Origin of the sequence: Kribbella sp. NPDC056861 (assembly GCF_040687575.1) — a bacterium.
In the GTDB taxonomy this organism is placed as follows: domain Bacteria; phylum Actinomycetota; class Actinomycetes; order Propionibacteriales; family Kribbellaceae; genus Kribbella.
Genome location: NZ_JBFBNQ010000010.1, coordinates 98,828 through 114,500, shown reverse-complemented (window position 1 = coordinate 114,500; position 15,673 = coordinate 98,828). Strand labels below are relative to the sequence as shown.

Below are 15,673 nucleotides of genomic sequence, written 5' to 3'. Positions count from 1 at the left end.
CCGGTCCGGGGTCTCTTGCGTAGTTCTTTCACCGGATGACTGAGAGCCGAAAGATTCTGGCCCGGCCCACCCGGAAGGGTGCAACGCTCGAACTCCGATCGACATGGTTGAGCGCGAGGTGGAGGTCATGGCCCGTACCGCAGGTCGTAGCTGGTTGCGGCGGTCGCCCGTCGTCCCGACGCCGGCCGTGAGGCTGGTCTGCTTTCCGCATGCTGGTGGTTCGGCCGCGAGCTATGCCGGTTTCGCCCGCGAGCTGCCCGCACGGGCCGAGCTCGTCGTCGCGCAGTATCCCGGGCGTGGCGACAGATTCGCCGAGCCCGCGGTCGAGGACGTACGACGGATGGCGGCGCACGTGAGCGCGGAGTTGCTGGCGCTCGAGCCTGCGTCGATGGTGTTGTTCGGGCACAGCCTCGGCGCATTGGTTGCCTACGAGACCGCGCTCGCCTTGCAGCGCAGCGGAGTACGGGTCGAGCAGCTTGCCGTCTCCGCATCACCGCCGCCACGGCTGGCCGGTGGTGGGGACACGCACCTGCAGGACGACGACGAACTCTGGTCGACTGTCTGCGGATTCGGCGGAGTCGAGCCGGAGATCGCCGCCGACGAGGATCTGCGCGACATCCTGTTGCCGATCCTGCGCTCGGACGTGCGGGCCAACGAGCTGTACGAGCCACTCGCTCAGTCCTCGCCGCTCAGCTGTCCGGTGCTCTGCTATCACGGCATCGGGGACCCGCTGATCGACGAGGCACAGTTGGTCGAGTGGGGCGAGGTCAGTACCGGCCCGCTCTCCGTACGCCGTCGCCCAGGCGGGCACTTCCATGTCTTCACCGAGATCGGTGACCTGATCGAGGACGTGTTCGCCGGCGTACCGATCGAGGCGCTGCAGCGCCGGGCGGTGTCATGAGCATCTCCGGCCGTTCCGTCATCGTCACCGGCGCGGGCTCCGGCATCGGCCGGGCGATCGCAGAGCACTTGGCCGGCGCGGGCGCACTGGTGACCATTGCCGGGCGCCGGGAGGCAGCGCTCAAGGAAACGGCTGCCGGTATCGAAGCCGAGGTCGCGATCGTGGCCGCTGACGTCGGCGCGCCAGGTAGCAGCGACAAGATCGTTGCCGCCGCCGTCGAACAGTTCGGCCGGCTGGACGGGCTGGTGAACAACGCCGGCCTGGCACGCTTCGGCCGGATCGAGGAGATCGACACAGCGGACCTGGACGCGATGTGGGCGGTGAACGTGCGCGGTCCCGCGCAGCTGATCCGATCCGCGGTGCCTCACCTGCGTGCTGTCAAAGGCTCGATCGTCAACGTGTCATCCGTGGCCGGTGCGCTGTCGATGCCGGGCCGGTCGTTCTACGGCGCCAGCAAGGCGGCGCTGAACAGCCTGACCCGTTCGCTGGCCCGCGAGCTCGCGCCGGAGGTGCGGATCAACGCCATCCTGCCGGGGCCGGTCGACACACCCATGTGGCAGGACCTGGGCCTGACCGAGGAGCAGACCGCCACGTTGCACGACAACCTGCTGGCCGGTACGCCGATGGGCCGGTTCGGTGAGGGCGACGAGGTCGCACGCTGGGTGTCCTGTCTGCTGGATCCGGATTTCGCCGGCTGGATCACCGGGGTGCTGCTCCCGGTGGACGGCGGCCGTACGACGTGAGTCGTGCCGAGTAGGCGCAAGCAGCAATGTCTCGACCCGAGAAGTGACCGCGTAGCTGACCACGAGTTGGGGACCGAAGCGATGAGCCATCCACCTGTAGCCACAGCCATTCCGTCGTCGTCGCTGCACGAGATCTTCCGTGCGGCCGATGCCCGTGAGCTGGCCACCGGATCACCGGTGACCAGACTTCACGTGGGGGAGCCGTACTTCACCCCACCGGCCGAGGTCGCGGAGGCCATCGCCGAGGCTCAGCGAGCCGGCCGAACGTCGTACACGGATGTCGAGGGCCTGCCGGAGTTGCGGCGTCTGCTGGCCGCGAAGCTGGAGCTGGAGAACGGCATCGACACCCCGATCTCGCGGATCTTCGTCACCCCGGGCTCCTGCCAGGGACTGCAGGCGTTGTTGCTCTCGATGGCCGAGCCGGGGACCGAGATCCTGCTCCCTGATCTGCACTGGCCGATCCACGTTCAGCAAAGCCTGCTGGCCGGTCTGCGGCCGGTCTTCTACTCGCTCGACGACAGGTACTTCCCGGATCTCGACTCGATCGCCGAGGTCTCCGGATCGAACACCCGCATCCTGCTGGTGAACTCACCGGCCAATCCGACCGGCGCTGTGCTGGAGCCCGAGCGGATCGCGGGACTGCTCGCGCTGGCCCGGGAGCGTGGCTGGCAGGTGATCAGCGACGAGGCCTACGAGCATTTCGTCTACGAAGGCAACCATGTGTCGCTGGCCGCGAGCGAGCGCGAGCTGCCCGCGGACGAGCGGATCGTGCACAGCGTCTTCACCTTCTCCAAGAGTCTGGCGATGACGGGCTATCGGCTGGGTTATGTCGTGACAGCGACGGATGCCGCCGCCGCCGGGATCAGGGTGGTGCAAGAGGCGGGGATCATCGCCCCACCGACACCGGTCCAGTACGGCGGAATCGCGGCGCTGCGGATGCCCGAGGCGGCCGAGGTCAACCGGAAGCTGGTACAGCAGAACCGGGACACCGTCCTGCCCGCGCTGAAGGACGCCGGCCTCCTGCGCGAGCTGCCGTCCGGTGGCTGGTACGCGATGCTGGACATCAGCAGCACCGGTCTCGGAGCTGAGGCGTTCTCGGCGCAACTGCTCGAGGAGCGCGGTGTCGCAGTCGTCCCCGGCTCCGGGTTCGGGTTGCGTCCTCAGCTCGATGACCGGGGTGGCCTGGTGGCGATGGAGACCGACGCCGGCGCTGACAAGCTGGTACGGATCGCGTTCTGTGTCGATCCGGAGGTGCTGAAGTCCGGAGTGGACGCGTTGCTGGCCTTCGTCCAAGACCGGAACGTGCGGTAGCGCCGTGAGCGGCCTCACGTACTCCAGCTATCTGCAGCTCGACAAGCTGCTGTCGATGCAAGAGCCGCGGACGTCCGACACGGCCGATCGCGAGGTCGTGCTGGCCGAGCACTTCTTCATCGTCGCGCACCAGGCGTCGGAGATCTGGCTGAAGCAGATCCTCGCGGACCTGCTCGCCGCGACGGACGCGCTGCGACCCGACTACGGAAACTCCGATGCCGACCTGAGCGTCGAGTACCTCGACCGGGCCGGCCGGTTGCTCGGCCTGCTGCACGACCAGCTGGTTGCGCTGGAGAAGATGCCGCTGCGGTACTTCGCGGAGTTCCGCCCGTATCTGGGCACCGCGAGTGGGGCCCAGTCGCAGCAGTTCCATCAGCTGGATGAGCTCCTCGGTGACGACGAGCGGCCGGAGGGACTGTATGCGGCTTTCGAGGCCTACACAGTGGCACAGGGGATGTCGGTCGGATCCGTCTGCCGGCTGGGTTCGAGTGCCGGTGTCCTGCACCGTGTCGCCGAAGGCCTGATCGATGTGGGCAGCGGGTTCTGGCGCTGGAAGATCGCGCATCTGACGATGATCTCGGGGATGCTCGGTGAGCAACGCGGAACCGCGGGCAGTTCGGGGGTCGGCTATATCGCGAGCCGGATCCGGCTGCCGTTCCCGCAGCTGCGGCAGTTGCGCGGTGACGTCCATGAGGCTTTGGTCCCGACCGGTACGCCGAACTGAGTCGTGGCGTGGTGGGCGCACGGGGACCATGACTGTCAGGAGCCATGGTCCCCCGTAGAGCGTGCTTACGACTCTGGTGCTTCGAGCATGTATCCCTGTCCCCAGGCCGTTCTGATGGCGAGGTTCACGTCACCGAGCCGGCGGCGCAGCCTCATGATGTGCAGGTCGAGCGAGTTCCGGGTCGGTGCCGGAGACGACTCGTTCAGCCGCTCGGTGAGTTCGTCGCGGGAGACGACTTCGCCGAACCGCTCGACGAACAGTTCCATCAGTTTGATCTGGGCCGACGAGATGGTGACCAGTTGGTCGTCGAAGTACAGCGTGCCCACCGAATCGAGACGGGGGACACGCGAGCCGTACACCCGGTTGAACAACGCCTCGACGCGGGCGTCGAGGTCGGGCCGCGAGATGGGTGGGCGGACCCAGTCCTCGCGGGGATCACTGCAGACCGGCGGTTCGACTCCTGCCTCGACGACCAGCAGACAGGGGATCCCTTCGTCTTTGCAAAGCGATCGCACCTCCTCTTCGACCGGCCATCGAACGAGTTTCACCGCAGTTTTGGAATAGTTGGGCAAGGGGTCCCCCAAAGTTCAACGATACGGAAGTATTTCGGGCGGTCCGTACATGAAGTGGGTCGACTCATGTGAGCGCGAAATGTTCACTTCAAATGATTGACTCCGAGATATTCAAGTGTTTGACTCAAGGCGGAAAGTGGCGCGCTTCGTCTGCGCTGGCACAGTAGTGTCCTGGCGCATCCGGGTCCCCCAGACCCAAGGTGACGAGCGGCGAATACTCCACTCTCACAGGCTGTTCAGCCTGGTCAAACGGATGTGACCGAAGCGTCCTCCTTCCCCAGTGAATTTCTGGATGACGTCGTCCACCATACGTCGTCAGCCAATTGCGATCGCCGATGTCAGCGGTCGCAACCGATCATGCCGTATTGGACCAAACCAAGCCCGTCAGCGCGCGTCGGCAAGCGCCGGATAGTTCGTTTCGGCGCGAAGAAAGTGCATTTGATCAAATGTCTGGCAGGTGATTCTGGCGTAGGTCTGTCAGGCAGGTTGACCGGTTCGGTGGCCGTTACAAGACTCGGCAAGGTCAGCAGTCGTCGGCGATCTGAGGAGGAGACACGTCCATGGGTTCTTCGGAGGTCACGCCGGCGCAGGAGGCCATGTACCTGGCGCAGGAGCTGGCTCCCGGTGAGCCGAACAACGTTGCCGTTGTCTGGGACGTGAGCGGCGAACTGGTCCCGGATCAGCTGGTTGCCGCGCTGTGCCGGGCGGTGGACGAGACGAAGCCGCTGACGGTCAACTTCGTTCGCGAGGACAGCGGGGTGCGGCAGATCGCCAGAACGCTGGGGGAGTGGACCCCGTTCTTCGTGGACGTCAGCGCGGCGGAGGACCCGCTCGGCGCCGCACACGACTTCGTCGCGGGACAGGTTGGCGCGCCGTTCGATCTCGCCGACGACCTGCTGTTGCGCATGGGTGCGGTCCGGATCGACGGCGGACGGTCGTTGGTCGTACTGGTCCTGCACCACATCGTCACTGACGCGTTCGGGCTGATCAACCTGTTGTCGCAGCGCATCAGCGAGATCTATACGGCGCTGAGCTCGGACTGCCCTGTCCCGGATCAGCCGGTTGCGGAGGCGACGGTTGCCCTGAGCAAGGATCAGGCCTACCGGGCGTCGCCGCGCTTCGCGCAGGACGAGGCCTTTTGGGTTGCCTACATCGCGCGCGGCGCTTCACCGGCTCAGCTACCGACCGGAGTACTCCCGCCCGCGGACTCCGCCCCGGCCAGCAGTGACGTGACGATCTGGGACGACCTGTCGGAACCGCTCGGTATGGCGAGCGCCACACGCGCCGTACCGGCGGCTGTTGTTGCCCAATGGGCTGAGGCAGCCAAAGCAGCGAGCACATCGGTGCCCGAGTTGCTGGTCGCCGCTGCGTCCGCGTACGTCGGGCAGTTGGCTGACCGATCGCAACCCCTGCTCTCTTTCACCGCGAACAACCGGATCGGCGCTACTCGGCGAGCGCCGGGTCTGCTCTCGAACATCCTCCCGCTGCGGGTCGAGTTGCCGCGTGGCGGCAGCCTGGCGCGTCTGGCCGCCTCGATCGTCGACGAACGACGCTCACTGCTGCGCCACGCCACCCACCAGCTGTCCCTGATCCAGCGGGCCACTGGGCAGGCGGGATCCGGCCGGAGCCCGTTCGGTCCGATCGTGAACGTCATCCCGCAGGTCGAGGAGCTTCGCTTCGGCGCTGCCAGGGCTCGATTCGCGGGCGGCGTCTTCGGCGCGCTGGACGAGGTGATGATCTCGACCTACGGCGATGGAAGCGCTGACAGCGATCTGTACGTCAGATTCGACGCACCGGCCGCGTTCTACTCCGGTACCGACGTCCAGGCGCTGGCCGACAGGTTCACCACGTTCCTGGACCTCACGATGACGGCTCCGGGGGCTGAACTGGAGAACTCCGCGAGTGCCGAGCACGACGCGATTCTCGCCGTCTCGCGAGGTCCCGAGACCCTCGGATCCGACCTCACGCTCACCGGCCTTCTCGAACGCCAGGCGGAGGTCACCCCGGACGCGATCGCGGTTCGGTTCGAAGGCGCCTCGCTGACCTACCGTGAGCTGGCCGAGCGCTCTGGCCGGCTGGCAGGCCTGCTCGCCGATCGAGGCGCTGGTCCGGAGAAGTTCGTCGCGGTGGCGATTCCGCGGTCGCTGGAGCTGGTGATCGCGCTGGTCGCGATCCTCAAGGCAGGTGCCGCGTACCTGCCGGTCGATCCGGACTACCCCGAGGCTCGCATCGAGATGATGCTGAGCGACGCGGAACCGGCTCTGGTGCTCACCTCGGCTGCGGCGGCAGGGCAGTTGCCGGCGAGCTCGGCGGACGTCCTGGTGATCGACGAGTTGCGTCTTGGAGCAGGGCCGCAGCTCAGCCGGCCGGCGGAAGCGGCGCATCCGGCGTACATGATCTACACGTCCGGCTCGACCGGCCGGCCCAAGGGAGTCGTGGTCTCCCATGCCGCCATCGTCAATCGGCTGTTGTGGATGCAGGACCGCTATGGACTGGATGCGTCGGATCGGGTTCTGCAGAAGACCTCGTCCTCGTTCGACGTGTCCGTGTGGGAGTTCTTCTGGCCGCTGATCACCGGCGCGACCCTGGTCGTCGCCCGGCCCGACGGGCAGCGCGATCCGGCGTACCTGGCCGAACTGATCCGGCGGGAGCAGGTGACCACCCTGCACTTCGTGCCGTCGATGCTCGCCGAGTTCCTCCGCACGGAGCGCCCGGAACCGGTCACAACCTTGCGGCGGGTCGTCTGCAGCGGCGAGGCGCTGGCGCCTGAGCTGGCCGAACGGTTTCGGCAGGTGCTCGGCGACGTCCCATTGCACAACCTGTACGGCCCGACCGAGGCCGCTGTCGACGTGACGTCGTGGGAATGTGTGCCCGGAGCAACGGTCGTGCCGATCGGGAAGCCGATCTGGAACACCCAGCTGTATGTGCTGGACAGCTCGTTGCGACTGGTGACGCCGGGGGTGACCGGAGACCTCTACATCGCCGGTGACGGGCTGGCTCGCGGCTACCGTGACCGGGCCGGGCTGACGGCTGAGCGCTTCGTGGCGTGTCCGTACGGCGCGCCGGGAACGCGGATGTACCGCACGGGTGACCTGGCTCGCTGGAACGCGGACGGGGAACTCGAGTTCGCCGGCCGGGCTGATCATCAGGTCAAGATCCGCGGCTTCCGGGTCGAGCCGGCCGAGATCGAGGCGACGCTGGGCCAGCACGGTGGAGTCGCCCAGGTCGCTGTCGTCGCCAGGGAGGCAGGCGGCGCGGAAGGCGGAACGCAACTGGTCGCGTACGTCGTCCCGGTGGCTGCGGGTGGCATCGGTAACGCCGAGGGGGACCTCGACTTCCGCGCCGGGCTTTCGGCCGGCGAGCTCCGGACGTACTTGTCCGCCCGAGTGCCCGGCCATCTCGTGCCTGCGGCGTTCGTGTTCCTCGATCGGTTGCCGTTGAGCGGCAGCGGCAAGCTGGATCGGGCGGCGCTGCCGGCTCCGGAGTTCGCGGGCGGTCCCTTCCGGGCTCCGAGGACGGCGGACGAGCAGGCGCTGGCCGACGTGTTCGCCGAGGTTCTCGGGCTGGCCAGGGTCGGGCTCGACAGTGACTTCTTCACGATTGGTGGCGACAGCATCCGGGCGATCCAGGTCGTGTCCGGAGCACGGGCGCGGGGCTTGGTCGTGAGTCCACGGGACGTGTTCGAACGGCGTACGGTGGCTTCGCTCGCCGAGGCGGCCGGGCACCGGTCCGAGGTGGCCGTGCTCGAGGAACTGGAGGGTGGCGGGGTCGGCTCGATGCCGCTGCCGCCGATGGCACGGCTGATCGCCGAGCGCGGTCCGGGGCTGGACACGTTGGCGCAGTGGTTGCTGCTCGAAGTACCGGCCGAACTGACCGGCGAGCAGCTGACGATTGCCCTGAGCAACGTGATTGCGCATCACGACATTCTGCGGGCGCAGCTGGATGGCGACAGCTTGGTGGTTCATCCGGTCGGTGCCGGACAGGTGCTCAGCCAGGTGCGGTCCGAGGACGACTGGGATTCGCCTGAATGGCGGGACCGGTTGGAGGCTGAGGCAGCCGGCGCAGTACGCCGGATCGATGCCTCGGCGGGCACGCTGCTGCAGGCCGTCTTGTTCGACTCGCCAGGCAGCGGATCTGCGCGGTTGCTGGTGGCGGCCCACCACTTGATCGTTGACGGCGTCTCATGGCGCGTCCTGCTGCCTGATCTGGTCACCGCCTGGCAGGCCGCGCGCGACGGTGTCGAGCCGAGCCTCCCGCCGGTCATCACGTCGATGCGGCGGTGGATGCACGCCCTGGCAGACGAGGCCGTCCGGCCCGCGAGAGTGGCCGAACTCGCTCAGTGGCAGGGCATGCTCGAGCAGCCCGCGACGGCAGTCGGCACCCGCCCGCTGGACCCCACGATCGACCTCACCAGCACCGCCAGGACGCTGCGGGTTGAGGTGCCGGCCGGCCTCAGCTCGGACCTGCTGGACAAGGTGACGGCTGCCTATCGATGCGGTGTCGACGAGGTGCTGCTCACCGCGCTGGTGCTGGCTCTTCGGGCCAAGGGCGGATCATCTCGGACCAACGCCGCTCCTGTCGTTCGGCTGGAGGGACACGGTCGCGAGGAGAGTCTCGCGCCGGGGGCAGATCTGTCCCGCACGGCCGGGTGGTTCACCACGCTGCATCCGGTCCGGCTGGATACTCCGCCGGACGACGCGGCGGCGTTGATGGCGGTCAAGGAGCACCTTCGCGGACTTCCGGACAAGGGCATCGGCTACAGCTTGCTGCGCTTCGCGAATCCTGCGACTGCCGAGGTGCTGAGCCAGTACGCGGTGGACGACATCGGCTTCAACTATCTGGGCCGGTTCACCTGGGAGGGCTGGTCCCTCGCGCCGGAGCGGCCTGAACTGGTGGCCGCCCCCGCCGCGGAGATGCCGTTGCTGTCCGCGCTGGAACTCAACACCGTGGTCATCCCTGGCGATCAGCTGATCGGGTTGTTCACCTACGCCGGCGGCATCATCGCCGATCACGAGGCCGACGAGCTCGGCGCGTCATGGCTCGCCGCCCTGCACCGGCTGGCCGAGGACGTGAAGGACGGTGGCCACGGCATCACACCATCCGACGTGCCGATGGTGTCGGTGACCCAGACAGAGCTGAACAGCTGGCAGACGAGGTACGGCCGGATCGAAGACGTCTGGCCGCTGACACCGCTGCAGTCCGGGTTGCTGTTCCACGCGATGATGGCTGGAACCGCGTTCGACGCGTACCAGACCCAGTTCGTGTTCCGGCTCGCCGGCCGGGTCGACCCGACGGCGATGCGAAGCGCGGCGCAGACCCTACTGGATCGGCATCCGAACCTCCGGGTGGCGTTCGTGCCCACGGCTACCGGTGACAAGGTGCAGTTGCCGGTCGAGGGCCTTCAGGTTCCTTGGCGGTACGTCGATCTGTCCGGCGCGGCAGATCGCGACGCGGAGTTCGCTCGCCTGCTCGAGGAAGAGCAGGCCGCGCACTTCGACCCGGCTGCTCCGCCGCTGCTGCGCTTCACTCTGGTCAGGCTGGAGTCCGATCGCGCGGAGCTGGTGCTGACGGCTCACCACGTGTTGTTCGACGGGTGGTCGCTGCCGCTGATCATGCAGGAGCTGATCCGCCTCTACGCCGCCGGCCCCGATGCCGCGGCCCTGCCACGGGAGCGTGGCTACCGAGACTTCCTGCAGTGGCTGTCGCGGTACGACCGCGCGGCCGGAGCCGACGTATGGGCAGCCGAGCTGGCAACTGTCCAGGAACCGAGCCTTCTCTCGGCGGCGACTGCCGCGCCGGCAGGTAGGGCTTCACCAGGTGGAGTCGGGCAGGTCGATCTGGATCTGACAGCCGAGGACGCAGGGTTGCTGTCGCAGCGTGCGGCCGAGGCAGGCGTCACCCTGAACACCGTGGTCCAGGTGGCGTGGGGTCTGGTGATGGCGGAACTCACCGGTCGCCAAGAGGTGCTGTTCGGTACGACGGTGTCCGGCCGTCCCGCCGAACTCGACCGGGTCGACGCGATGATCGGACTGTTCATCAACACCGTGCCGGTCCGGATCGACTGCACCCCAGGCGCCTCGATCGCCGACCTGCTGAACACGGTGCAGAACTCACAGGCAGGCCTGCTCGACCACAACCATTACGGTCTGGGCGACATTCAGCGCGCGACCGGCCTGAGCACCCTGTTCGACACCTTGGTCGTCTTCGAATCCTTCCCGGTCGACCGGGCCGGCCTGACCGAGGCCACTGCGGCCGCCGGGATCGCCGTGACCGGCATCCGCCCGTACGCCGCGACGCACTACGCCGCGACAGTCCTGGCGGCCGCCGACCCGCATTTGCGGCTGAGCCTGCAATACCAACCGGACGTACTCGACCAATCGGCCGCTGAACGCGTGGCGGCTCGGCTGACCCGGGTCCTGCACCAGATCGCCACCGACCCCAGTACGGCGGTCCGGCAGGTCGACGTACTGACCGAGGACGAGCGAGATCACCTGGTCCGGGCGATCAACGAGACGGCGGTGGAGCTGCCGGAGGTCACGGTCCCCGACCTGCTGGTCGAGCAGGCGCTGAGCACGCCTGACGCGATCGCGGTCGAGGCGGACGGCCGCACGCTCAGCTATCGGGAGCTGCACCAGAAAGCGAACGCGTTGGCGCACGATCTGATCAGCCGCGGAGCCGGCCCGGACACGGTGGTGGCGGTCGCGCTGCCGCGGACGGTCGATCTGCTGGTCGGGCTGATCGGTGTGGTGAAGTCTGGCGCTGCCTACCTGCCGGTGGATCCGAACTATCCGAGTGACCGGGTGGCGAGGGCGTTGGCATCGGCCCGGCCGCTGATCGTGGTGACCGATGCCGAGACCGATGAACTGGTGCCGGCTGCCGACCTGCCGCGGCTCTACCTCGACGACGTACTGACCTCTCCGGAGGCCAGGTTCGACGAGCCGACGGACGAGCACCGCGGGCATCCGTTGCGGCAGGACAACCTCGCGTACGTGCTGACCACCTCAGGGACGACCGGCGTACCCAAGGGCGTCGCGGTGACCCAGCGAGTACTCGTCAACGCCGTACTGCGGATGCGTGACTACCTGGCCGAGCCGCCGGGCTCGAAGCTGTTGTCCGGAACCTCGGTCGGCTTCGACATCTCGGTCTGGGAACTCTTCGCGACCCTCTGTTCGGGCGGCTGCGTCGAGCTGGTTCGGGACGTACTGGTGGTGGGGGAGCGCGACCGGTGGCAGGGCGGCGTGATCAGTACCGTGCCGTCGGCCTTCGCCGAACTCGTCGATCAGGTCGGTGAACGGCTCGAGGTGGGCACCGTCGTTCTCGGCGGCGAGACGCTGACCACCGCGCTGATCGAGCGGGCGCGAGCTGTGCTTCCCGACGTGCGGATCATCAACACGTACGGTCCCAGCGAGACCTTCTACACAACGGCTTTCACGTTGGAGCCGGGACAGGCCTGGACCAAGGGTGCGAGCCTGCCGATCGGTGGGCCGCTGGGCAACATGCAGATCTACCTGCTCGGGCCGGGACTCAAGCCCGTGCCGCCGGGCACCTTGGGCGAGCTGTACTCCGCCGGCGCCGGCGTTGCTCGTGGGTACTACGGCAATCCGGGGCTGACCGCCGAGCGGTTCGTACCGAACCCGTTCGGGGCGCCTGGGGAGCGGATGTACCGCACCGGTGACAAGGCCCGGTGGAGTGTCGACGGTGAACTCGAGTTCGTCGGACGGGTCGATCACCAGCTCAAGCTTCGCGGCTTCCGGATCGAGCCGGCCGAGATCGAGTACGCGCTCGCAGCACACGCGGCGGTGCGCCAGGCCGTGGTGATCGCACGGGAGGATCAGCCGGGCGATCTGCGGCTGGTGGCCTACGTGACGCCGGAGACCGAAGCGGACCAGCCTGTGCCGGAGGAGCTCCGGACTTTCGTCGGCGGGCGGCTTCCGGCGTACATGGTGCCGGCGGCGGTCGTCGTCCTGGCGGCGTTGCCGTTGACGCCGAACGGGAAGCTGGATCGCTCGGCGTTGCCGCAGCCGGAGTTCGGCGGAGGTGTCTACCGTGCGCCGGGTACGCCGCAGGAGGAAGTGCTGTGCGGCCTGTTCGCCGACGTGCTCGGGGTCGAGCGGGTCGGGGTGGATGACGACTTCTTCGCCCTGGGCGGGCACTCGCTGCTCGCTACCAGGCTGGTGGCCCGGGCGCGAGCTGTGCTCGGGGTCGAGATCCCGATTCGGACGGTGTTCGCCGAGCCGACGGTTGCCGGGCTCGCTGCTCAGCTGACCGGCTCGTCCGGCGTCCGGTTGAAGCTGCGGCCGGCGGTTCGGCCCGATCCGTTGCCGCTGTCGTATGCCCAGCAGCGGCTGTGGTTCATCGACCGGTTCGAGGGGCCGTCGTCGACCTACAACATCCCGCAACTGCTGCGTTTGCGCGGTCAGCTGGATCCGGCGGCACTGCAGGCCGCTCTGCAGGACGTGGTGGTACGCCATGAGGCTTTGCGGACGGTCTTCGGGGAGATCGACGGACGTCCGCATCAGCGGGTGCTCGAGCCGGCGGAGCTGGAACTGTCCTGGGAGGACCGGGGCTTCGTCGAGCCGGACGCGGTGGCTGAGGTGGTGTCCGCGGTGGCGAGCTTCCAGTTCGATCTGTCGGCCGATCTGCCGATCCGTGCCTCCCTGCTGCGCTGTGGACCTGAGGACTTCGTGCTCGTGCTCGTCCTGCATCACGTGGCAGGCGACGGCGGGTCGATGGCGCCACTGGCCCGGGATCTGTCGGCGGCGTACCAGGCGCGGCTCGGCGATGCTGCTCCGGCATGGTCCGGTCTGCAGGTGCAGTACGCCGACTACGCGCTCTGGCAGAGGGAGTTGCTGGGCGACGAGTCCGACCAGCACAGTTTGCAGTCGGTCCAGGCCGAGTACTGGCGTCGTGAACTCGAGGGTGTTCCGCAGCCGCTGGCACTCCCGACGGACCGGCCCAGGCCGGTGGCGTCGAGCTTCCGTGGTGGGATCGTCGACTTCGCCCTGCCAGGTGAGTTGCTGGCCGGTGTCGAGGAGTTGGCCAGAGCCCGCGGAGTCACCGTTTCGATGGTGTTCCAGGCGGCGCTGGCCGTCCTGCTGCACAGGATGGGCGGTGGTGACGACCTTACGATCGGTTCGCCGATCGCCGGCCGGACCGATGACGCGCTGAACGATCTGGTCGGGTTCTTCGTCAACACCTGGGTACTGCGGGTGCGCCCACGACCGGATCGCGGGTTCGAGAACCTGCTGGACGAGGTCCGCGATCAGGCGTTGGCGGCGTACGAGAACCAGGATGTGCCGTTCGAGCGGTTGGTGGAGTTGCTGCGGCCGGAGCGATCGACCGCCCACCACCCGTTGTTCCAGGTGATGTTCGCTTGGCAGAACAACGTCCGGCCGGAGATCGACCTGCCCGGCCTGGAGGTCTCGGTCGAGCCGGTCACGACGGGAACGGCCAAGTTCGACCTGTTCTTCAACCTCTCGCCGGACGACACCGGCCGGTCGGTGGTCGGTGGGGTCGAGTACGCAACGGACCTGTTCGACCGATCGACGGTCGAGCAGATCGCGGCCCGCTTCGTCCGGGTGGTGGAGCAGATCGTCGCTGATCCGGTGCAGCGCATCGGCGCGGTGGACGTGCTGAGCCCAGGTGAGCGGGACTTGCTGCTCGACGGCCTGAACGACACGGCGATGACGGTCGAGCCTGCCACGGTGACCACTCTGTTCGAGCGTCGGGTCCGCGAGAACCCGGCGGCGACCGCGGTCGTTCGCGGCGACCAGCTCACGTCGTACGACGAACTGAACCGACGGGCCAACCAGCTGTCGCGCTGGCTGATCGGCCAGGGTGTCGGGCCCGAGTCCCGGGTCGCGGTGTTGTTGCCGCGGTCAACCGACCTGGTCGTCGCGTTGCTGGCCATCCACAAGGCCGGCGGATCCTACGTACCGGTTGACCCGGACTATCCCGCGGCGCGGGTGGAGTTCGTCGTGGCCGACTGTGCGCCGGTTCTCGTGCTGGACGAGGACCGCTTGGCGGCGGCCGACCTGACGCGGTTCGCGGACGACGACCCGCTGGTTCCGGTGGCGCTGTCGAACACTGCCTACACGATCTACACCTCCGGTTCGACCGGTACGCCGAAGGGCGTCGTGATCGAGCACGGAGCATTGGTCAACTTCCTGCTATCGATGCAGGACCGGTTCAACCTGTCGGCCGGCGACAAGCTGCTCGCGGTCACGACGGTCGCGTTCGACATCGCGGGCCTCGAGTTGTTCCTGCCGCTGCTGACCGGGGCGGGCGTCGTCCTGGCCGACAAGGAGCAGGTTGCGCAGCCCGCGGTTCTCTTCGATCTGATCGAGCGGTCCGGGGTGACGATCATGCAGGCGACGCCGTCGCTGTGGCAGATGCTGGTCACTCACGATCCGGCCCGCCTCGCGGGACTGCGAGTGCTCACCGGGGGTGAGGCACTACCGGCAGCACTGGCCGAGACAGTCGCCAAGCAGGCCGCGAAGGTGACAAACCTCTACGGTCCGACCGAGACCACGATCTGGTCGACGGTCGCGGAGGTGGTGCCGGGAACCGCGCCAACGATCGGACGCCCGATCGGCAACACCCAGGTGTACGTCCTGGACGCGTCGTTGCAGCCGGTCCCTGCCGGCGCCCCTGGTGACCTGTGGATCGCCGGTGACGGTGTCGCTCGCGGCTACCACGGCCGCCCGGGCCTGACTGCCGAGCGGTTCGTGGCCAATCCGTTCGGCCCGCCGGGCAGCCGGATGTACCGCACCGGTGACACGGCTCGCTGGAACACCGCGAACGATCTCGAGTTCGTCGGCCGGACCGACCATCAGATCAAGGTCCGGGGTTTCCGGATCGAGCCGGCCGAGATCGAGCACGCTCTGGCGGCGCACCCGTCGGTCCGGCAGGCCGTGGTGATCGCCCGGGAGGATCAGCCCGGTGATGTCCGGCTGGTCGGTTACGTGACTCGGGCGGGCGAGGATGCCCCGGCCGTGGACGAGTTGCGGGCCTTCGTCGGTGCGCGGCTGCCGGCGTACATGATCCCGGCCGCGGTGATGGTGCTGGCCGAGCTGCCCCTGACACCGAACGGGAAGCTGGACCGCTCCGCGTTGCCCCGGCCCGAGTTCGGTGGCGGGACCTACCGTGCGCCGGAAACTCCCTTGGAAGAACAGCTGTGTGCACTGTTCGCCGACGTGCTCGGGATCGAGCGGGTCGGTGTGGACGACGACTTCTTCGCGTTGGGCGGCCACTCGCTGCTGGCGACCCGGCTGGTGGCGCGGGCCCGGATCGTGGTCGGGATCGAGATCCCGATCCGGACCGTGTTCGCGGCGCCGACCGTGGCCGGTCTGGCGCTGCGGTGCAAGGAACTGTCCGCCCCTGCCCGGAAACCACTGCGCCGGATGACCGAAAGGTGAAGCAC

6 protein-coding genes are annotated in these 15,673 nt (G+C 67.9%); 5 read left to right on the top strand and 1 reads right to left on the bottom strand.

Annotated features, from left to right (window positions below):
* Positions 1-127 precede the first annotated feature (127 nt).
* The 4 genes from AB0P21_RS39520 (at position 128) to AB0P21_RS39505 (ending at position 3,679) form a co-directional block, all read left to right on the top strand.
* Complete coding sequence (locus tag AB0P21_RS39520) at positions 128-901, top strand: alpha/beta fold hydrolase (protein WP_363704343.1); 774 nt, start codon at positions 128-130, stop codon at positions 899-901.
* Positions 898-1,644 (top strand): SDR family oxidoreductase, encoded by a 747-nt coding sequence (locus tag AB0P21_RS39515; RefSeq protein WP_363704341.1) that lies wholly within the window; start codon positions 898-900, stop codon positions 1,642-1,644. Before AB0P21_RS39520 ends, AB0P21_RS39515 begins: the two co-directional genes overlap by 4 nt.
* A gap of 81 nt (positions 1,645-1,725) precedes the next feature.
* Complete coding sequence (locus AB0P21_RS39510; protein ID WP_363704339.1) at positions 1,726-2,955, top strand: pyridoxal phosphate-dependent aminotransferase; 1,230 nt, start codon at positions 1,726-1,728, stop codon at positions 2,953-2,955.
* Between the two features lie 4 nt (positions 2,956-2,959).
* On the top strand, positions 2,960-3,679 hold the full coding sequence (locus AB0P21_RS39505) for a tryptophan 2,3-dioxygenase family protein (RefSeq protein WP_363704337.1): 720 nt from the start codon (positions 2,960-2,962) through the stop codon (positions 3,677-3,679).
* 65 nt (positions 3,680-3,744) lie between these two features.
* Here the strand turns inward: AB0P21_RS39505 and AB0P21_RS39500 are convergent, their stop codons facing one another.
* Positions 3,745-4,194, bottom strand: coding sequence for a helix-turn-helix domain-containing protein (locus AB0P21_RS39500; RefSeq protein ID WP_363704335.1), 450 nt, complete (start codon positions 4,192-4,194; stop codon positions 3,745-3,747).
* A gap of 617 nt (positions 4,195-4,811) precedes the next feature.
* Here AB0P21_RS39500 and AB0P21_RS39495 point away from each other — a divergent pair.
* On the top strand, positions 4,812-15,668 hold the full coding sequence (locus AB0P21_RS39495; RefSeq protein WP_363704333.1) for an amino acid adenylation domain-containing protein: 10,857 nt from the start codon (positions 4,812-4,814) through the stop codon (positions 15,666-15,668).
* The last annotated feature ends 5 nt before the right edge of the window (positions 15,669-15,673 follow it).

Excerpts from the sequence above, each read along its gene's own strand:
- AB0P21_RS39495 (WP_363704333.1), top strand. The coding sequence starts at position 4,812 with ATGGGTTCTTCGGAGGTCACGCCGGCGCAGGAGGCCATGTACCTGGCG.
- AB0P21_RS39510 (WP_363704339.1), top strand. The coding sequence starts at position 1,726 with ATGAGCCATCCACCTGTAGCCACAGCCATTCCGTCGTCGTCGCTGCAC.
- AB0P21_RS39515 (WP_363704341.1), top strand. The coding sequence starts at position 898 with ATGAGCATCTCCGGCCGTTCCGTCATCGTCACCGGCGCGGGCTCCGGC.
- AB0P21_RS39520 (WP_363704343.1), top strand. The coding sequence starts at position 128 with ATGGCCCGTACCGCAGGTCGTAGCTGGTTGCGGCGGTCGCCCGTCGTC.